Source organism: Bradyrhizobium sp. sBnM-33, from assembly GCF_032917945.1.
Lineage (GTDB): Bacteria > Pseudomonadota > Alphaproteobacteria > Rhizobiales > Xanthobacteraceae > Bradyrhizobium.
Genome location: NZ_CP136624.1, coordinates 6,841,147 through 6,860,545 on the forward strand (window position 1 = coordinate 6,841,147; position 19,399 = coordinate 6,860,545).

At 62.3% G+C, this 19,399-nt stretch carries 14 protein-coding genes; 7 read left to right on the forward strand and 7 right to left on the reverse strand.

The features are described from left to right. Window positions 1–303 precede the first annotated feature (303 nt). Together RX328_RS32355 and RX328_RS32360 are read right to left on the reverse strand one after the other, a co-directional pair. Window positions 304–1,491, reverse strand: coding sequence for an IS4 family transposase (locus RX328_RS32355; protein WP_317258526.1), 1,188 nt, complete (start codon window positions 1,489–1,491; stop codon window positions 304–306). A gap of 208 nt (window positions 1,492–1,699) precedes the next feature. Next, complete coding sequence (locus RX328_RS32360; protein WP_317258549.1) at window positions 1,700–3,655, reverse strand: acetyl-CoA hydrolase/transferase C-terminal domain-containing protein; 1,956 nt, start codon at window positions 3,653–3,655, stop codon at window positions 1,700–1,702. Window positions 3,656–3,992: 337 nt separating this feature from the next. Between RX328_RS32360 and RX328_RS32365 the strand changes: the two genes are divergently transcribed. The 6 genes from RX328_RS32365 (at window position 3,993) to RX328_RS32390 (ending at window position 9,722) form a co-directional block, all read left to right on the forward strand. After that, window positions 3,993–5,408, forward strand: coding sequence for a TolC family outer membrane protein (locus tag RX328_RS32365; RefSeq protein ID WP_213253953.1), 1,416 nt, complete (start codon window positions 3,993–3,995; stop codon window positions 5,406–5,408). 129 nt (window positions 5,409–5,537) lie between these two features. After that, window positions 5,538–6,509 carry an alpha/beta fold hydrolase gene (locus RX328_RS32370; protein WP_213253952.1) on the forward strand — a complete coding sequence of 324 codons (972 nt, stop codon included), beginning with the start codon at window positions 5,538–5,540 and terminating at the stop codon, window positions 6,507–6,509. 34 nt (window positions 6,510–6,543) lie between these two features. Beyond that, on the forward strand, window positions 6,544–6,966 hold the full coding sequence (locus tag RX328_RS32375; RefSeq protein ID WP_213253951.1) for a hypothetical protein: 423 nt from the start codon (window positions 6,544–6,546) through the stop codon (window positions 6,964–6,966). Continuing rightward, window positions 6,959–8,059: a hypothetical protein gene (locus RX328_RS32380; RefSeq protein ID WP_213253950.1), complete on the forward strand. Its 1,101-nt coding sequence runs from the start codon at window positions 6,959–6,961 to the stop codon at window positions 8,057–8,059. Before RX328_RS32375 ends, RX328_RS32380 begins: the two co-directional genes overlap by 8 nt. After that, on the forward strand, window positions 8,049–8,393 hold the full coding sequence (locus tag RX328_RS32385) for a hypothetical protein (RefSeq protein WP_213253949.1): 345 nt from the start codon (window positions 8,049–8,051) through the stop codon (window positions 8,391–8,393). The genes RX328_RS32380 and RX328_RS32385 overlap by 11 nt, the downstream gene beginning before the upstream one ends. 150 nt (window positions 8,394–8,543) lie before the next feature. Further along, window positions 8,544–9,722 (forward strand): LysM peptidoglycan-binding domain-containing protein, encoded by a 1,179-nt coding sequence (locus RX328_RS32390; protein WP_213253948.1) that lies wholly within the window; start codon window positions 8,544–8,546, stop codon window positions 9,720–9,722. 328 nt (window positions 9,723–10,050) lie between these two features. On the opposite strand, the gene RX328_RS32395 is transcribed toward RX328_RS32390, so the two are convergent. After that, the gene (locus tag RX328_RS32395) at window positions 10,051–11,649 is read right to left on the reverse strand and encodes an FAD-dependent oxidoreductase (protein ID WP_213253947.1); all 1,599 of its coding nucleotides are present in this window, start codon (window positions 11,647–11,649) and stop codon (window positions 10,051–10,053) included. Between the two features lie 115 nt (window positions 11,650–11,764). Between RX328_RS32395 and RX328_RS32400 the strand changes: the two genes are divergently transcribed. Further along, window positions 11,765–12,436 carry a hypothetical protein gene (locus RX328_RS32400; RefSeq protein WP_249726893.1) on the forward strand — a complete coding sequence of 224 codons (672 nt, stop codon included), beginning with the start codon at window positions 11,765–11,767 and terminating at the stop codon, window positions 12,434–12,436. On the opposite strand, the gene RX328_RS32405 is transcribed toward RX328_RS32400, so the two are convergent. The 4 genes from RX328_RS32405 to RX328_RS32420 all read right to left on the reverse strand — a co-directional run bounded on the left by RX328_RS32405 (window position 12,410) and on the right by RX328_RS32420 (window position 19,291). Further along, the gene (locus RX328_RS32405; RefSeq protein WP_213253946.1) at window positions 12,410–13,315 is read right to left on the reverse strand and encodes a methylenetetrahydrofolate reductase; all 906 of its coding nucleotides are present in this window, start codon (window positions 13,313–13,315) and stop codon (window positions 12,410–12,412) included. The genes RX328_RS32400 and RX328_RS32405 overlap by 27 nt on opposite strands. 15 nt (window positions 13,316–13,330) lie before the next feature. After that, window positions 13,331–14,794: a hypothetical protein gene (locus RX328_RS32410; RefSeq protein ID WP_249726892.1), complete on the reverse strand. Its 1,464-nt coding sequence runs from the start codon at window positions 14,792–14,794 to the stop codon at window positions 13,331–13,333. A gap of 104 nt (window positions 14,795–14,898) precedes the next feature. Further along, window positions 14,899–18,021, reverse strand: coding sequence for an efflux RND transporter permease subunit (locus RX328_RS32415; RefSeq protein WP_213253945.1), 3,123 nt, complete (start codon window positions 18,019–18,021; stop codon window positions 14,899–14,901). Between the two features lie 25 nt (window positions 18,022–18,046). After that, window positions 18,047–19,291: an efflux RND transporter periplasmic adaptor subunit gene (locus RX328_RS32420; protein ID WP_213253944.1), complete on the reverse strand. Its 1,245-nt coding sequence runs from the start codon at window positions 19,289–19,291 to the stop codon at window positions 18,047–18,049. Window positions 19,292–19,399 lie beyond the last annotated feature (108 nt).

Sequence of the window (19,399 nt, forward strand, 5' to 3'; positions counted from 1 at the left end):
GCAGAGCCGCCCCCCTTTATCGAGACGGCCATCCCCGAACCGACCAAGCCTGAATTGTTCGTTCAACATCTTGGCACCTCAATGGAATCGAAGTGCCAGATACAGAATCACAGCAGACCGTCGCTGCGGAAGGCCAAATCAAGACATCGAGTCATTCCGTCGCAGCCGGCAATGTGTGCATCTGCTAGTGCGAACGCAGGGACCCATACGCCGCGGCCGTCGTGTTGATGCGAGGACGGGCAGACATCTTCTCAAAACAACTACGCCCTGTGGTTATGGGTCCCTGCGTTCGCACTAGCTGATTCACACATCTTTGAGGGTCTCCCAGGCGGAAGCCACGCCCAAGAAGTATTGGAGGCCATGCCTCATGGTGATGGGGCCGGGTTTGGTGCGAGGGTATCCATCCCATCCGCCGAGGCGAGCAATGATCCATGAGGCCCAAGCCAAGGTTTGCGGGCGATGTGGATTGCTTTGGAGTTTGGTTCTGCCTTCGTACTTGGTGGCCAGTGCGGCGAGCAGCTTGATCTGCTCTTTGTTGAACGCGTTGCTGGCAGGTTCGGCGCTGCGTCCGTCGCGAGCCTGAACCAGTTGCAGGATCACGACGGCAGCCTTGGCGGCGATCGCGGTGAGCTTGAGCAGCCGATCGGCGGTTTCGATCCGGCTGTCTTCGAGTTGCAGCCCCTGCGTTTTGATCAGGCGGAACAGCTGCTCGATAATCCAACGCTTTTTGTACCAGTTGACGATCTGCCAGGCAGACGCGACATCGTTCACGTCATGGGTCGTCAGCAGGTACCAGTGCAGCGGCTCGACGCCCGCTGGCGGATCGACTTCAACGACCTCGACCAAAGCGAGTTCGACTGTCCGCGGTAAGTCGGCAGACGCGTTCTGCGGCCTTCTGAGGGTGACCCGACCGAACCGCAGCACCAGCTTGGCCTGTCGGGCGGGCCGATCGGCACGCGCCACAACGTCGATGGTGGCAGTGTCGACGACGGGCCAACTGCTGGCGGTGGCATACATGCTTGCACCGTCGGCCAGCACGCGATCATGCATGCTCCGCGTCAACAGATGGAAGTTTGAGGCCGATACGCTCGCCCATTTGGCATAGATGTCGCCCTCGCGATCGTCGATCACCGTGACCATCGTGGCCGCAGAGAGCACCTGCTTGGCTCGATGGGCCGTGCTGATCCAACGTTCCGACTCCTTCTGCTCCAGTGGCCGCTGATCGTGCGGCACCGTAACCCGGCCCTGGCGCGTCCAAATCTTCCCGCCTACCAGCCCCAGACAGGCGTCACTGGCGGCATCCACGGCGGCCATCGCATGCAACAGCAAGCCGTGGCTGTTCCCTTTGCCGATCTCACCCAGCCCGCGCCGACGCTCGGGTTGGGTCCTAAAGTTGATCTCGCTTGTATCCTGGATCGCCAGCACGTGCCGGCCGGCCGCCGCAACCGCCGTCTGTTCGCCCCAGCCTGCGAGCAGTGCTTCCAAGCTCACGTTCTCATTGGCGAGAAATCGGCCGTATCGGACTATCTTGGCCCGATCACCATCCGCCGCTCGACGCAAGCACGAGCTGGCGCGCGTGACCATCCCTTCGAGCAGAGCCGCCCCCCTTTATCGAGACGGCCATCCCCGAACCGACCAAGCCTGAATTGTTCGTTCAACATCTTGGCACCTCAATGGAATCGAAGTGCCAGATACAGAATCACAGCAGACCGTCGCTGCGGAAGGCCAAATCAAGACATCGAGTCATTCCGTCGCAGCCGGCAATGTGTGCATCTGCTAGTGCGTTCGCAGGGACGACGTTCGTTATAGTACCACTCCGCGCCAGTGCCGCATTGACCAGCGCGCGATAGCCCCGTTCAGCAAACGTCGTGGGACGATCGAGCCCTAACCGCGCCAGGCATTCGCGGCTGGAGGCATCCGGCGGCTGTCTCATCCCCTGCCACAGCAACCCGGGCAGACGCAGCAGCGTTCGCTGCGCTTCCCGCAGCAACTGCAAGGCCGGGATTAGCCGCTGCTCGACCTCGGTAAAATCGCTGCCGAACGGAAACGACGGCAACAGTCCTGCCTCGCGCGCGGGCTTCAACGCATCCGCGATCCGCTCCGGATAATTCTCGCGCTGCGCGCGCGGAATTTCGAACTCCCTCGGCAGCTTGCCGGCATCTTTGGCGATTTTCGTCAGCTCATCCTGGAAACGCGAATCCGTGACCGCCAGCATCGCCGCGATGGTCTCGGCGTCCGACTTGCCCCTGACATCGGCAACACCGTATTCGGTGACGAACACGTCGCGCAGATGCCGCGGGATGGTCTCGTGACCGTAGTTCCAGCGGATGTTGGAGTGCGTCCTCCTGCCCGCCTGCCGCGTCGCTTCCAGCGTGAGAATCGACCGCGCTCCTTGAAGCGCGAACGCCTGCGCGACGAAATTGTACTGGCCGCCGACGCCGCTGACGACCTGGCCATTGTCGAGACCATCGGAGACCGCCGCTCCCATCAGCGTCGCCATCATCGCGTTGTTGACGAAGCGGGCGCCGACGCGCGCGCGGCGCTTGGCATCCTCGTCGCCATAGAGCTCGTTGGTGAACGATACCGGCATCATCTGGATGCGCGCGAGCTGGTTAGGCGGCATCTCGCGCAACGCGCGATAGAACGATTTCGGCCCCAGGAAAAATGCACCGTGCAGCACGACGCCGTCGACCTCGCGCTTGAGAATATCGGCCTCGATCAGGCTAAGAAACGCCTCGATCAGCATTTCGCTGACCCCATACAGCCCCTTCGCGAACGGCGCGCTCTCCATCGGCTCCACGCCCGGCGCGAGCCGCTTCATGATGGCGCGGAACTGCGCATTGTCGCGATGACGGACGATCAGCCCCTGCGCCAGCGCATCGCCAACTTGCCCGATGCCGATCTGCAGCGTGCCGCCATCAGGTACGAGACTCGCAGCGTGAAGCCCGATCGCGTATTTGGTGTCGCTGACCGGCTCGGCCGGCGGGGCGAACAGCGGAAAATCCGTCGCGGGGCTGTCGAGCACGGCGGAAAATTGGTCCGCCGGCAGATCGCCCACACCCGGCATGAACGGCAGTTCTGAATTGACTTGCGCGAACACCTTGAACGAAGCGCGCCCCTCGGCGCGGGCGTGCAGCAGATCAAGCGCTGTGTCGGTGTTGCAGCTCAGACTGTAACGGGTCACGCCATCGACTACGCGCTTGGCCACTAGTGGCGTGACAACATTGAGCCCACGCGCCAGCAAATACGATGCAGCATGGGTATAATTTGCGGAGATGTAATGCTGCTGCGCGAACGGCACCTGCAGCCATTTGCCGGCGAGGAAGAAAAACTCGATCACCTTGATGTTGGGCGGCAGTTCTCCGGCATGCAGTGCATTCGCATAGGTCAGGTCGGGATAGTCACCAAACAGGCGATCGATCACGGGGCTGATGAAACGTTGTTCGAGCAGGCTCGAAGGCCGTAGCTTTTCCAGCGTCAGTGCCGAAAATAACGTCAGCTTGATCGAACGGTCGGCAGCGGCGCGTGCATACAGCGCGTTGACGACGTGGTTGGCCTTGCCGAGCCCGAGCGGCAATCCAACCACGAGATTGGTTCCGACATCGCGGATGATATCCTCCGCAATCGCTTCGGGATCGGCAAACAGCTTTGGCATCGAATGCGAACCTGGGCGTAGCTAGCAGGCAGCCGCCCTGGAATCGGACGCCAGCCACGAGAGCTATAGCCTATCTTCACCCAAAGATTCGTCTGTGACGAACCGGCAACAGCCAAGCACGGATTTCACCGAATTAATGTACTGATGTCGCGCGGCAGTTTGCCTGTGGCCATGGTGCCCCCTAAACAGGTAGACGACTGTCGGCGGGGGCGGACGGACAATGCATGATCCGGAATGACGGGTAACCGGCACTCCTGATGGTCATGTTCAAACAAGAAGATAGAGCGGGATGACTCGAAGCAGGGTTATCACGTTCTCGTGTTGACTACGGAATCAAATGACTAGGCGCGCCACCAGGGTTGGCCACGTTGAAAGATGGTTGCTTCGATCGGGCATTTGCCTTGCTGTGGCTTGCCTCGCGTTTGCGGCGCCGGCCGCGCATGGTGAAAGCCTCCCCGAGGCGCTGGCCAAGGCCTACCAAACCAATCCCGCACTCAATGCCGAACGCGCCCGCCAGCGCGCCACCGACGAGAACGTGCCGCAGGCGCTTTCGGGTTATCGGCCGCAGATCGTCGCTACTCTCTCCGCCGGCTTTCAGGCGGTGCGCAACCTCTTGCCCGACAACACCGTCCAGTCGGCGAACCTGAAGCCCTGGACCATTGGCGTGACCGTATCCCAGACGTTGTTCAACGGCTTCAGGACCGCCAACAGTGTGCGCGTGGCGGAATTGCAGGTGCAGGCCGGTCGCGAGGCGCTGCGCAATGTCGGTCAGGGCGTGCTGCTGGATGCGGTCACGGTCTACACAAACGTTCTCGCCAACCAATCGCTGGTCGAAGCGCAGCGCGCCAACGTCGCGTTCCTGCAGGAAACACTTGGCATCACCCAGAAGCGTCTGAATGCCGGCGACGTCACGCCTACCGATGCTGCGCAGGCCGAGGCACGTCTGAGCCGGGGTCGCGCAGATTTGAATGCCGCTGAGGTCAATCTGGCCGTCAGCCAGGCGACTTATCTTCAGGTCATCGGCAACGCGCCCACCCTGCTCCGCCCTGCCGAAGCCGTGGATCGCCTGCTGCCGCGCAGCCGTGACGACGCCACCGGGCAGGCCTTCCGCGAGCATCCAGCGGTGATGGCGGCAAGCTTCGATGTCGACGTCGCCTCGACTTCTATCCGCGTCGCCGAAAGCAGCTTGATGCCGACGATCACGCTGCAAGGCAGCGCCAGCCGCAGTAAGCAGTCGGACCCTACGCTCGGCACATTCGGGACCGACCAGGCTTCCGTGACCGGCCAGCTCACGCAGCCGATCTATGATGGCGGCATGGCCGCCTCACAGACCCGGCAGGCCAAGGAAATCGCAACTCAAAGCCGGCAGGTGCTGGACCAGGTCCGCAACCAGGCTCGCACCGCCGCGGTCGGCGCCTGGGTCGCCAATGAAGGTGCCAAGATTGCGGTCACGGCATCCGAAGCGGAAGTGCGTGCTGCCACCGTCGCGCTGCAGGGCGTGCAGCGGGAGGCGGCCGGCGGCCAGCGCACTACGGTCGACGTGCTTAACGCGCAGCAGGACCTGATCTTAGCAAAGGCGCGGCTGATCGGCGCGCAGCGCGACCGCGTCATCGCCTCCTATACGCTGCTGAGCGCCATCGGCCGGCTCGACGTCAAGAATCTCGGCCTCAAAACGCCGGACTATCTGCCGGAAGTGCACTACCATCAGGTGCGCGACGCCTGGCACGGCCTGCGGACGCCGTCCGGGCAGTAGGTTGTATTTTGTCGTGGTGTTAACCTGACGCTGATCATGTCCGGTATTTTCAGTCGCCAGCAACTCGCCTTGCCCTAAAACTCGGGTCCATTCCCGCTTCCTTTTGATGATTCAATTTCGCGAGGCCTCGTGGTTTCAAACATCTTGCGCTGGTCGGCCACCGGCCTGTTGGTCCTCTTCCTGTCGATAATCCTTCTGATCACCTCATTTCGCATGGCGGCGTCGATACGCGAGACCGGCGTGCGTGCCCAACTGGCGCCAAAGACCGGCCATCTGGTGCCGACCCGTTCGGGTGGCGTGTTCGTGCAGGAGAAGGGTCCGGCGAATGGCATTCCCGTGGTCCTATTTCACGGCACGGCGGCGTGGAGCGAGCTATGGCGGCACACCACCGACGTGCTGGCCGCGGCCGGCTTTCATGTGATCGCGCTTGACCTGCCGCCGTTTGGATTCTCGGATCGTCCTGGCAGTTACACGCGGCAGGACCAGGCTTCCCGAATCAACGACGTGCTCGAGACATTGGAGGCCCCGCCCGCCATCATCGTCGGTCATTCGTTCGGCGCTGGTGCGGCGACCGAACTCGTGATGCGATATCCAGATCGGGCACGGGCCCTGGTGCTGGTCGATGCCGCGCTCGGATTGACGGCTGTGCCATCGGTGGCGCCTTGGGTGATCCAACCGCAATGGATCCGCGAAATCCTGGTGTCGCTGACCATCACCAATCCGATCGCAACGCAAATGCTGCTTCAATCGATGATCGCGAAGAAGGAGCGCGCGCTGCCGGAATATGTAGCGATCCTGCAAAGGCCGCTGGCGCAGCGCGACAGCACGAGCGATATCGCCGACTGGCTGTATTATTTCCTCGGCTCCGACACCAACGCCGCGAGCGCGGACCGCAATGCATATGCGAAGCTGGAAGTCCCCGTCGCGATCCTGTGGGGCGACAAGGACACCATCACCCCGGTCGAGCAAGCCCTCGACCTTCGAACGCTGCTGCCATCAGGTACGGAGCTGACGTTGCTGCCGGGGCTCGGTCACATTCCGCAGATCGAGGACCCCGACCTGTTCAACGACGCCCTGCTCAAGACAATTGGAAAACTCTAGACTGGCCCCGAGATTCGCACCGGCCGGAGACATCATGGACATCATCAGATTGTGCGCCTGGGGCTACGCCGCCCTGCTCGGCTTTGTGATTCTCACCGGCTACATCCCGGCCTTCATCGACGCCAATGACATGATCTTCGGCCTGTTTCGCCGCACCTGGTATGCCGACGGCCTGCATCTGGTGTCGGCGCTATGGGCCGCAATGGCGGCGATGACCTCGCGTCGCGCCTCGGAATTGTTCTTCCAATTATTCGGCGTGTTCTATTTTGCCGATGGCGTGCTCGGCCTGCTTACCGGCAGCGGTTATCTCGACTTCGGCATCCTGATCAACGGCGTCCTCAACCTGCCGATCTCGACGCGGTTTTTCGCCAACGCGCCGCATCTCGGCCTCGGCGGCGTGGCGATCGTGATCGGCTATCTGCTCGCGCCGCGGACGCGGACCGCCGTTCATGCTTAAATGGCTGCGGCGTATTCTCGCTGTCGTCGCGATCCTGATTGCGCTGACGGTGCTCGTACCGCTGGCCTACATCGAGGGCACGTGCCGGCCTGCGGCGAGCACATCGGCCTCGGCTGCGCCGGCCGTCACCCTGCCCGCGATCGATGAGCCGGGTTACCGGCGCAAGCTGAACAACACGTTCTTCACGTTCCCCGAATGGTACATCGTCTATTCCTTCGAGGATTTCGGCCGCTTCCTCGACCGCTCCAGCGAAAGCCATTTCAACTATCTCGGACATATCTTCGGTTTCTGGCGCAGTTTCTGCACCATCAACCGCGCCGTGCCCGCGACAGGAGAATCGCTGGCCGAACTGAAGACGATGATTTACGTGATCGGCATCAGCTATTCCGTCGAATATGCCGTCAAAGGGTTCTACGAAAATACCATCGGCCGCGCGTTCGAATGGATCAGGGGCGAGAAGCGCACCCCGCAGGATGAATTCGGCCGCGCGGTGCTGCAGGATTATTCCGCGTTCCTCTACACCATCCCCTGGTACAAATATCCTTTCCGCGAGAAGCTCGACGGTCTCCTCGCGATCTCGGCGCCGACGCCGAGCAAGGTGCGCAGTTGGGAGCGCGACTTCGCGCTCGGCGCGGAATACTTCGTCAAGATCGGTTATGCCTCGCTGATCCAGAAGGCGCTCGACGCCAGCAACGACAACGAGCCGCGCGACATCATGCTTGCCGTCGCGACGCTGCCGCCGGAGGTATTGGCGAAAGAGCCGCGCATCAAGCCGATCCGCGCACTCAACGCACAATGGCAGCTCGTGCAGACGCCGCGCTACAAGGCGTTCACCGATATACTGCTGGGGTTGCTGGATCAGGGTTACGGGGTTGCAGAGATCGCGGGCAATCACGACATTTTCGTCACCGTGATTGCGCCCGACGCCGCCAAGCTGGATATCAAGGGTACGACGGAGCTGTTTTCACTGGAACTCGGTGCGAAGCCCGGCTTCCGCCGGGCGGGCCTGAAGGCAAGGATCGACCGTCTCGTCGACATCAACCGCGAGCTCAAAGCCAGGGCTGCAAGCATTGAGCACTTCTATGACTACTAACGGCCGTCAGCGCGGCGGTGGGCGTTGGGGCCGGATCGCCGGCGCAATCGCCCTCGTCGTGTGCGGCTGGCTTACCGTTATCTCCGCCTTGACCTTCGGCTCAGCCCCCGGCAAGTCGATGGCGGTGATCGGTCCGCCGGCCCAGGCACTGGCTGCTATCACCAAGGCCAACGGCCGTATTCTTGCGTCGAACAACTACGTCACCATCGCGCGTTCCGACGACGCCGATTTCGTCGGCCGTCTCTACGCGGCCGGCGCGCTGTTGGTGCTCGACGCCGAACAGGCGGGCGGCTGCAGCGGCCAGCCGCCAAAGCGGTTCACCGCGCAGCTTTGACGGACCAGAGTTCCAGTCTCCTGGCCGGTCCACCTCGAACGGCTTAATCCTTCCGTACCTTCAGCTTCTTCTTGCCGCTTGGGTACCCATTTCGACCGAAATCCCTGTATACTGGTGGCGGGCCGACCTCCGGCCGACGGGCTAAAGACCATGATCAAGATATCCATGAACCGAATGGTCGCGCCCCTGATAGGGCTTGTCGCGGCGAGTGGCATCGGAACGATCGTCGCCATGCAGTACATCGGGCGCGAGCCGACTGCTGACAAGGCCGCAAGCGTCGCGCCAAAACCGGCCACTGACGAGACAGCCAAGGGACCGGCCGCACTCGCAAGCGCGCAGGCGGCGGCAAACGCGGTGACAGCCGCGCTGGCCGGATCGACCACAGCGCCCGAGAGCGGCGACGGCTTGCCGGCATTCGATGTCGCCCGCATCGAGCCGAACGGCGAAGCGGTAATCGCGGGACGCGCGGCGCCGGGCGTCACCGTGGAACTGCTGCGCAATGGCGAACTGCATGATCGCGTGGTCGCGGATCAATCCGGACAATTCGCGATGATCCCGCGCCCGCTTCCGCCAGGCACTTATGATCTGACGTTGCGCGCCAAGCAGCCCGACGGCAGACAAACCATGTCGAAGCAGAGCGTAACGGTGGCGCTTGAGCCGAACCTGAAGGAACGGCCGGTCGTGGCGCTGATGGCGCCAAACAAACCCACTGTCGTGATGTCACAGCCGGCCCAGCCAAAGGGGGAAACCGCCGCCGTGGTCGTGGAGGCGGTCGAGACCGAGGCCGGCGGCAAATTCCATGTAAGCGGCCGCGCGCGCGCCGGCGCTCCGGTGAGGCTCTATCTGAACGACAGCTTCATTGCGTCGGTAACGGCGGGAGCGGACGGACGCTTTGCCGTCACGATCAATGAAGGGATCGGGCCCGGGAACTACCGCGTAAGACTGGACGAGGTGGATTCGAAGTCCGGCGCGGTCCGTGGGCGCGCCGAGGTACCGTTCAACGCGCCGGACCCCGTGGTTACCGCTTCGGTACCGCCGCGGACCTCACCGTCCAAACCAGACTCCGTCGCCCTGCCGAAGTCCCAGGTGGCGGATGCCTCGGCCGGCGCCCTGTCGGACGTCACGAGCTCCTCCATCGTGGTGGTGCCGAAGATCGCGACCACGACGGTATCGCGCGGCGACAGCCTGTGGCGCATCAGCCAGGCCACCCTCGGCGCGGGCACGCGCTACGCCACGATCTACAAGGCCAACCGAGAGCAAATCCGCAATCCAAACCTGATCTATCCCGGCCAGACCTTTGTGATTCCCAACCGGGAAGCCAATCCTTAAGGAGTGCCAAAACGGACTTTCATGCTCCTGCCGTTCTAAAGAAATGGCCTTCGAAAAACAACGAACGCGTCAAAGACGCTGCTTGGTCGATACCGTACTCGGTCCTTGATGGCACCTTGGACGAATGCATCACCAAGTTTCTGCAGCAACCGCTCAGCCAACGTCATCTCTACGAGATTCATACTGCCCCACAGGGGGAGTTGATCCCTAAAATAATCTCGGCCGAACTCGTCGTCGAAATTGCGAGGCTGCGAGATTTTTTGTGATGTCTATGATGACGATCTCGCTTTGCTGAGCGATGCGCGATGCTTCGTATGGCAGACAGGCATCACGACGCGTACTTCTGGTAGAACGTATTGGTGAACAATTCGCCGGGATCATACTTCCGCTTCGCCGCGAAGAAGTCGTTGATCTCTGGGTATGAGCGCTGCAACTGGTCTTTCGAATAGTAGAGCTGGTAAGGCAGGAAGAACCGGCCCTTGTGCGCGATGGTGAGGTCGATCAGCTCTTCCGTCGCCTTCTTCATCCGCCGGTTGCCCTCTTCGTCCGTGGTCTGGTTGATGTAGAGCACCAGCGAGAACGCCGGCTCCGGCGAATAAGTCAGGAAATTTTTTTCCTGATGCACGACGCGCACCGATGCGTTCAACAGATTGGTCTTGTTGTCGGTCAGCACCTTGCGCATGCCATCGACAAACGAGACGAACTGGCTGCGCGGGATGAAATATTCGTGCAGGATGTCGGTATCGTCAGGCAGCGAGTTGCGCAGATAAGGCACCGAATCGTGCATCGGGTCATTGCGGTTGACGAGACAGGCTTCCGCCGATCCGATCGCCTGCGCGCGCGTCACCGTGCAGTTTTCCATCCGATGCTCGATGTGCTTCTCGGAAAGCCACTTCATCTCCTGAAACAGCGGACCTTGCTTTGATAGGTTGATGGTCAGCCGCCGCAGTTTGGTGCCGCTGACTTCGCCGAGCGGCTGGCGCTTGAAATCGGTACCGTCGACCTTGGTGTAGGTATAGAGCAGCAGCTCCTTCAGGAACGTGCTCGGCGCAGTCGAGAGATGGCCGTACATCAGGCCGATATTGGTGTCCTTCTCGATCTCGCCGGCGAACAACGCCGGAAATTCCTTGTAGTCCATGACGCGACGGCCGGTCTGGTAGACGAGGTTGTCGGCAATATCGAGCTCGGCCTCGACGATCACGCCGAACAGGCCGTAGCCGCCGACAACGAGATTGAACAGATCCGCATTCTCGGTCGACGATACCGTGCGCAGCGAACCGTCCGCCAGCATCACCTTCATCGACTTGATCGATTTCGCGAGCGCGCCGGCCTGATGGTCCATGCCATGGGCATTGACTGAGATCGAGCCGCCGACGGTGAAGATATCGGTCGATTGCATGGCGCGCACTGCAAAGCGCGGATGCAGCACGTTCTGGATGTCGTGCCAGGTCGCGCCCGGCTGCACCGTGACCGATCGCGTGCTCTCATTCAGCACGATCTTGTTGAAGCCGCGCATATCAAGCACAATGCCGCCCTTGCGGAAGGCATGCCCGCCCATGCTGTGGCGGACGCCGGCGGTGGTGATGGAGAGCTTGTTGTCGCGCGCAAAGGCCAGCGTCCTGGCGACGTCCTCGACGCTGCGCACCGCGACCACGCCATAGATTTCGGTCTTGTTGAGACAGCTCGCATCATTGATGCTGCCGCCAAGCTGCGACCATTTCACGTCCTTGAGCGGCGCTATCGCCTTGATCCGCTCCAGATCGATTTTCGCCTGCTCGCCGCCGCCGACCGCCGGGCCGCAATCCTTTTCGCCGGTAGGGTCGGCGGCGAGCGCCTGAAGCTTGCGATAGCTGTAAACGCCGAGCAGCATCACGACCAAGGCGGCCACGGAGACGCCGGTTTTGAATTTTTGCGAAAATTTCTGCATGAATTGATTCCAGGGATAGGAGAGATTCCGGGTAGGCGGATCTTTAGTCAAATTTGGGCGGCTTCTGGTTCGATAGACCGGTTGCGTTACCGAAGCGATAAGCCGGAGCGAACAAATGCAGAGCTGCCGCATACACGTGATGGGGGCATCGGGTGCGGGCGTCACCAGCCTTGGCCGCGCGCTCGCAAGTGCGCTGGCCGTCCCGCATCACGACACCGACGATTACTTCTGGCTGCCGACTGATCCGCCCTTCCGGCATATTCGCGACGTCGCGGAGCGCCTGAAGCTGATGCAGGATATCTTCCTGCCGCGCACGGCTTGGGTATTGAGCGGATCGCTTAACGGTTGGGGTGACGTGCTGATCCCAAATTTCGACGTGGTGGTCTTCCTCGCAACCTCTCGCGAGATACGGTTGCAGCGGCTGCGTGCACGCGAGGCCACGCTGTTTGGCACCGAAGCGGTGGCGCCCGGTGGCTGGCGGCATACAGAGACCGAGGAATTCATCGAATGGGCGTCGGGTTATGAGGAAGGCAACGTGAGTCGTACGCAAGCAAAGCATCAGGACTGGCTTGCCAAACTGCCCTGCCCGTGCTGCGGCTGGATGGATCGCGGCCGTTGCCCGAACTGGTCGCGAAAGTTTGTGGAACGATCCGCGGCTAGAGCGACGGCCCGGCGTGATTGGTGCCTTCTGGCGGCCCATTTCTGTGGGCGCCGGACGCTGCGGTCCGCAAGAAGATCTTGGTCGAAACCCGGCGCAGCTTTACGGGTTCTGAAGCCCAGCGCCTGACATTGCGGCCCGCTGCTGTACGCGCGGGTCACAGTCAAAATCGCGCAGCCAGTCGCCGGCCTTGCGCAGGCCGCCAAACGGAAACAGGTGAAATCCGGTGATCGGCGCGGTCGCCGCCGCAGGCGCCGACCGCAATCCCCTGACGACCTCGTCTGGCCCGGTATCCGTCAAAAGCCGGCCGAACCGGCCGATCTGGGCCCGCAGCGCGCGCATGGAATTACCGATGCCGCAACGGAGCGCGAATTTTGTCAGTGTCGCCGGCGTTGCCGGACCGGCCAGGCCGATGATGACAGGCAGATCGATGCCGGCGCGATTGAGGGCGCCGATCCATTGCAGGATCGGCGTGCTCTCGAAGCAGAATTGCGTGACCACATCGACCCGCGTTCCCGTCCGCTGCCCCCAGTCGCGCCATGCCTTCAGACCGTTGAGCGCTTCCGGCAGTTCGAGATAAGGGTGGCCCTCGGGATGGCCGGCCACACTGACGGATGCAATCGCGTGCGCCTCGAGCAAGCCGCTGGCGACAACATCGCGCGTCGATTTGAATGGACCTCTCGCAGCGGCGACATCGCCGGCGATCAGGAGAATGCGCGACACGTCAGCTTCGCCGCGGGCTCGCGCCAGGCAATCGTTAAATGCTTCCCGCGAGGGCATTTCGCGCGCCGCGAGATGGGGCACCGGATTGTATCCGGCGCGACGCAGCGCGGCAGCCGTCTCAATGTTGTGGCGATAGTTGTCGCCGGGCAGGAACGTGATCGTAACGTCGGTGCCGGCAGCGAAATGATCGCTCAGTTGCACGACCTGATGCCCGCGCGAGGAGATTTCGACGGAGGCCTTCGACAGCAGCGCGGCTAATCTGGGGGATTGATCGGAGACGGTCACGGACGCCTCCACTTGTCATGCTGGCGCGCGGCGGCGCGAGATCACATAGGTTTCGTCATTGAACCAGAGGCCGCCATGTTTCTTCAGCACACGGTCGGTGGCTTCGAGATAGCGGCCATCGCGAACCACTTCCGACAATCTGTTGTCCTCGATCTGCGCCACGTAGATCGCAGCGTTCCAGGCCGCGAACAGCGTCGAGGTCCCGATCGAACCGCTCACCTCGTCCGGCAGCGTGTGCATGTGGTAGCGGAAGATCGAGCGTGCATCGGAGGACGCATTAAAAGTGTAGTGGCGTGCGGCCGCGCCAAGCTCGTGCTTGACCTGGCGCAGGATCGCATAGCGGTCGGTCTTGAAGGGATCGTCGCCCGGCCAGACCTGATCGATGATCTCGATGCCGGGATCCTTGCCGTGCGAATGGATGCCGATCAGCCGTCCGCCTGGACGCAGCGCCTTGACCAGCGGCGTCACCACTTTCGAAGCCTTGAACTCGACGCTCGCCCGCGCCCGGTAAGGCTGTGAGGCGATCACCAGGTCGTAATCCGCCATCACGCGGCCGGGCCGCGGCATGATCGGATCGAGCAGGAACGAATGATCCTCGCGCCGCAGCGTCAGGATCACGGGACGCTGATAGACCGGATTGCCCGTCCTCGGGCTGATGCCTGCGCGCCAGTTCTCGGCGAGGAAGCTCTCGAGCTCGCCGATCTGCTCGGCAAAGCCGTGCGCGGTGTTGCCTGATAGCGTGACGTCTTTCCAGATCAGGCCTTGCGCTGACGTCACCGAACGTGGCGTCAGCCACGGCGCCTCGGCGTAATAGAGGTTGGTGACGACCAGCACGGTTGCGGGATGCTCGAACAGGCGGTCCGCCATCTTCTCCAGCATCAGGCGGACGTCTTCGTAACTTATTTCCTTCGCCACGACATAGAGCGGCATGGTGGGAAAGCGCGCATGCACGGCCCGCATTACCCGCGACAGCACGGTGCCGTCGCCGACGCCGGCGTCGAAAATGCGAAGCGCCGGCGGCGCCGGCTGCAAATTGCCGAGTTCGAGCGAAATACGGTTGCCAACCTCGGTCTTCTCGCTGCAGGTCGAGACGAACAGCAGGTACTTTTGCCGGTTGTCGAAGAATCGGAAGCCCGGCGGCGCGACGGTATTGGCAGCGGCCGCGCCATTCAGCGGCTTGGTCGAAGGCAAACTGGTAGGTGCGGCAGCCGACGCCGGCAGGTGCTCGGCGAGATAGGCGCGGACCTTGTCGAGCGTGCCGGTCGTGATCCGGGCGCCGTCGCGTAAGCGCGACACCAGCTTGCCGTCATTGACCACCAGCCTCCCGAAGGTCGATTCGGCCGTGCGCGTCTGGCGGCAATAGTCGCGGATTTCGCCGAGAATCTGCTCGGCCGTAGGCGCCGATTTCGCCGGCGGCGCGTGGCCGTTTTGTTGCCCCGTAGATCCTTGGTTAGATCCTTGGCTTTCCTCGATCCGCATGGCTTGCTCCTGCGGTTGTCGCTGCCGTTATCAAGGAACGGCCGCCGGATCGCGTCAACCACAAACCGAGTGGGCAGGAAACATGGGCACATGCCCACAACTATTTAGCGTGCGCGGCGCGAAAACACCGAGATCAGCACCGGCAGCGTCACCAGGATCACGATCGGTGCCAGCATCATGCCGGTGACAACCACGATCGCCAGCGGCTTTTGCACCTGCGAGCCGATCCCCTCCGACACCGCCGCCGGCAACAGGCCAACGCCGGCCACCACGCAAGTCATCAGCACCGGCCGCAGTTGCAGCTCGCCGGTGCGGATCACCGCCCGCATCCGCTCACAGCCTTCGTCGATGAGCTGATTGTACTGCGACAGGATGATGATGCCGTCCATCACGGCAATGCCGAACAGCGCGATGAAGCCGATCGCCGCCGACACGCTGAAGGGAATTCCTGAGATCAACAATCCGAGCACGCCGCCGAAGATCGCCATCGGGATCACGCTCATCGCAAGCAGCGTGTCGACCATCGAACCGAAATTGAAAAATAGCAGCACGCCAATCAGCGCGAGACTGATCGGCACCACGATCGACAGCCGCTTGATGGCGTCCTGCAGATTGCCGAATTCGCCGACCCATTCGATCCGCGATCCCGGCGGCAATTGCACCTCGGCGGCGACCTTGTCCTGGGCTTCATGGATCGCACTGCCGAGGTCGCGGTTGCGAACCGAGAACTTGATCGGCAGATAGCGTTCCTGTTGTTCGCGGTAGATGTAGGCGGCGCCCGAGATCAGGTTGATCGAGGCGACCTCGCTGAGCGGGATCTGCGTGATCGTGCCGCCCTGCCCGGCCACGCCGATCCGCAAGTTGTGGATCGCCTCCGCGCTCTTGCGGTATTCCGGGGCAAGACGAACGATGATCGGGAAATGCCGGTCGCTGCCGGGCTCGTAGAGGTCGCCGGCGCTGTCGCCGCCGATCGCGACCTTGATGGTCGCGTTGATATCGCCGGGCGACAGTCCATAGCGCGCCGCGCGGGCGCGATCGATATCGATCTGGATGGTGGGCTGGCCGAGCGAGGTGAACACCGCGAGGTCGGTGACGCCCTGCACGGTGCCGAGCACGGATTTGATCTTGTTGGCGGTGTCCGTCAGCGCCTGCAGGTCGCTGCCGTAGAGCTTGATCGAGTTCTCGCCCTTGACGCCCGAAACCGCCTCCGAGACGTTGTCCTGCAGATATTGCGAGAAGTTGAATTCGACGCCCGGAAATTTGTCCTGTAACTCTCCAAGCAGTTGCGCGGTCAGTTCCTCCTTGTCGCGGGTGCCGGGCCATTCGCTGTTGGGCTTCAAGGGCGCGAAGAATTCGGCATTGAACAGGCCTGCGGCGTCCGTGCCGTCGTCGGGGCGGCCGTGCTGCGACACCACCGATTCCACCTCGGGGCGCGCGCGGATGATCTTGCGCATCTCGTTGACGTAGGCGTTGCCCTCCTGCAGCGAGATGGTCGGCGGCAACGTGGCGCGGATCCAGAGATTGCCCTCTTCCAGCTTGGGCAGGAATTCCAGCCCCAGCAACCGCGCGAACGCAATCGTCATCAGGACGAGCACGGCAGCGCCGGCCAGCACGATCTTTCGGTTCGCGATTGCCCATTTCAATACCGGTACATACAGCCGATCGAGCTGTTTCACGATCCAGGTTTCGGTTTCTTCCAGATGCGAGGGCAGAATGATGGCGCTCAGCGCCGGCGTCACCGTAAAAGTCGCGATCAGTCCGCCGGCCAACGCATAGGCGTAGGTCCGCGCCATCGGCCCAAAGATATTGCCTTCGACGCCGCTCAGCGTAAACAGCGGCAGGAAGGCGGCGATGATGATCGCCGCGGCAAAGAAGATCGAGCGCGACACGTCGGCGGCCGCAGACAAGATCGCGTGGCTCTTCATCCCCATCTTGGTATCGAACAAGATGTGGCTGCGCTCGGCTTCGGACATTGCGGTGGTCTGCGTCAGCCGCCGGAAGATCGCCTCCACCATGATCACGGTGGCGTCGACGATCAGGCCAAAATCGATCGCGCCGACCGACAGCAGATTGGCGGATTCGCCGCGCAGCACCAGGATGATGACGGCGAAAAACAGCGCGAACGGAATTGTTGCGCCGACGATCAGCGCGCTGCGGAGGTCGCCGAGGAACACCCACTGCAGCAGCACGATCAGGATGATCCCGACCACCATGTTGTGCAGCACCGTATGCGTGGTGATGTCGATCAGATCCTTGCGGTCGTAGATCCGCTCGATTCTCACACCCGGCGGCAGGATCGAGGAATGATTGATGTCATGGACGAGCTTTTCGACCCGGGCAATGGTCGGCGAACTCTGCTCGCCGCGCCGCATCAAGACGATGCCCTGCACGATATCGTCGTCCTGGTCGAGGCCGGCGATGCCGAGCCGCGGCTTCTCGCCGATCGTGACGTGGGCGACGTCGCGGACCAGCACCGGATTGCCGCCCGACTGCGACAGCATGGTGTTGTTGAGATCATCGATCGAGCGGATCAGGCCGACGCCGCGTACCACGGCGGATTGCGCACCGATATTGACGGTGTTGCCGCCGACATTGATGTTGGCGTTGGAAACGGCCTGCAGCACCTGCGGCAGCGTCAGCCCGTTGGCGACGAGCTTGTTGAAATCAACCTGCAGCTCGTAGGTCTTGGTCTTGCCGCCCCAGCCGGTGACGTCGATGACGCCGGGCACGGCGCGAAAGCGGCGCTGCAGCACCCAGTCCTGCAGCGTCTTGAGGTCGAGCACGCTGTAGTTCGGCGGGCCCTTCAGGCGATATCGAAAAATCTCGCCGGTCGGGCTGAGCGGCGAGATGGTCGGCTGCACGTTGCCCGGCAGCGGCGCGAGCTGCGACAGCCGGTTCAGGACCTGCTGCAACGCCTCTTCATAGGTGTAATCGAAGGAGAACTGCAGTTTGACGTCGGACAATCCGTACAGCGAGATGGTGCGGATGGTGCGCAGGTTCTTGATACCGGCGACCTGGGTCTCGATCGGGATCGTGATGTAGCGCTCGATCTCCTCCGATGACAATCCCGGGCTTTGCGTCACGATGTCGACCATCGGCGGGGTCGGATCGGGATAGGCCTCGATGTTGAGCTGCCTGAACGCGATGAGGCCGCCGACCAGCACGGCGATGAACATGCCGACCATCAGATAGCGGCGGCTGACGGCTAGGGCGACCAGGCGATCCATTCAGACCGGAGCTTTCAATGAGGGGTCAGCTGCCGGACGCGGCACGGTCGATGAACAGTGCGCCCTTAGTGACGATCTGCTCGCCGGGCTTTACATTGCCGACCACTTCGACGAGATCGCCGTTGATGAGGCCGGGCTTGATCTGACGCAGTTCAATCGTCTTGTCCGGATGCGCGACCCAGATCCGGACCTGATCGCCTTCATAGATCAACGCCTGCTTCGGTAGCCCGACCGCCGGACGATCGCCCGCCGAATAGATCGTGACGTTGGCAAACATTTCCGGCTTCAGCGTACCGTTCTTGTTGTCGACGGTGGCGCGGACGAGCAGCCGCCGCGTAGCCGGATCGATTGCGGTCGCGACGTAATTGATCCGCGCCGAGAGCGAACGGCCTGGCAGCGCCAGCACGTTGAACGTCACCTCCTGCCCGACCGCGACGTTGGCGCAGTCGCTTTCGCGGACGAAGGCCGTCATCCAGACGGTGGAGAGATCGCCGATCACATAGACGGGGTCGCTGGCGCCGGCGTTTACGTATTGCCCCGGGCCGATCTTGCGTTGGACCACGGTGCCCGAGATCGGCGCGAAGATGGTGATTTCGGGATTGATGCGGCCCTTCTCCTGGAAGGTCGCGATGTCCTCGTCGGTGAGGCCGAGCAGGCGCAATTTGTTGCGCGCTGCCTGGACCGCCGTTTCCGACGAGCGCATGTCGTTCTGCGCCTGGATCAGCGTCGCCTGGCTCTGCTGATAATCCTTCAGCGGAACGGCCTTGCCCTCGAACAGATCCTTGGCGCGCGCTCCCTGCAACTCCGCCAGATCGAGCGCGGACTTCGCCTTGTTCATGGCGGTCATCGCCGCAATGAAATCGTTTTGTGCCTGAACGTTGTCGGCGGCCTCGATCACGAACAACGGCTGGCCCTTGACGACGCTATCGCCTGGCTTGGCCAATAGCTTGGTGACCCGGCCCGCATAGGGCGAGAACACCGGCGTCGAGCGATCTTCGTCGATCGCGATCTTGCCTTCGGTGACGTGCTCGGCGCGGAAGCCGTGTTCGGTGACGGGCTGAATGGTCAGGCTGGCCCATTCGGCGGGGCTCGGCGTGTAGCGCTGCAAGCCCCTGCGGGACTGACTCGAGATTTCCGAATGCCCGCGTTTTGGACCCCCGGCCGGTACGAAGCCGTAAACGGCCGCGCCGGCCAGCGCCATCAGGGCTACCGCCGCCGCCCATTGCGGTAGGCTAACCACCTGTAATTGCTTGGAAAAATTTTCAAGCATGCAGCTCGCACCAGCAGCGACAATTTGTCTCATCCCTGCTAATAGGGCCCAATTGGCGTCTCGCACAACCCCAAAAATGCGATGGCCCTAGCGGTCGAGGCTAAAGTT

Bases quoted from the DNA above. Each gene is read 5' to 3' on its own strand.
- RX328_RS32375 (WP_213253951.1), top strand. From the start codon at position 6,544: ATGGACATCATCAGATTGTGCGCCTGGGGCTACGCCGCCCTGCTCGGC.
- RX328_RS32385 (WP_213253949.1), top strand. From the start codon at position 8,049: ATGACTACTAACGGCCGTCAGCGCGGCGGTGGGCGTTGGGGCCGGATC.
- RX328_RS32380 (WP_213253950.1), top strand. From the start codon at position 6,959: ATGCTTAAATGGCTGCGGCGTATTCTCGCTGTCGTCGCGATCCTGATT.
- RX328_RS32410 (WP_249726892.1), bottom strand. From the start codon at position 14,794: ATGCGGATCGAGGAAAGCCAAGGATCTAACCAAGGATCTACGGGGCAA.
- RX328_RS32360 (WP_317258549.1), bottom strand. From the start codon at position 3,655: ATGCCAAAGCTGTTTGCCGATCCCGAAGCGATTGCGGAGGATATCATC.
- RX328_RS32400 (WP_249726893.1), top strand. From the start codon at position 11,765: ATGCAGAGCTGCCGCATACACGTGATGGGGGCATCGGGTGCGGGCGTC.
- RX328_RS32415 (WP_213253945.1), bottom strand. From the start codon at position 18,021: ATGGATCGCCTGGTCGCCCTAGCCGTCAGCCGCCGCTATCTGATGGTC.
- RX328_RS32365 (WP_213253953.1), top strand. From the start codon at position 3,993: ATGACTAGGCGCGCCACCAGGGTTGGCCACGTTGAAAGATGGTTGCTT.
- RX328_RS32395 (WP_213253947.1), bottom strand. From the start codon at position 11,649: ATGCAGAAATTTTCGCAAAAATTCAAAACCGGCGTCTCCGTGGCCGCC.
- RX328_RS32390 (WP_213253948.1), top strand. From the start codon at position 8,544: ATGATCAAGATATCCATGAACCGAATGGTCGCGCCCCTGATAGGGCTT.
- RX328_RS32420 (WP_213253944.1), bottom strand. From the start codon at position 19,291: ATGCTTGAAAATTTTTCCAAGCAATTACAGGTGGTTAGCCTACCGCAA.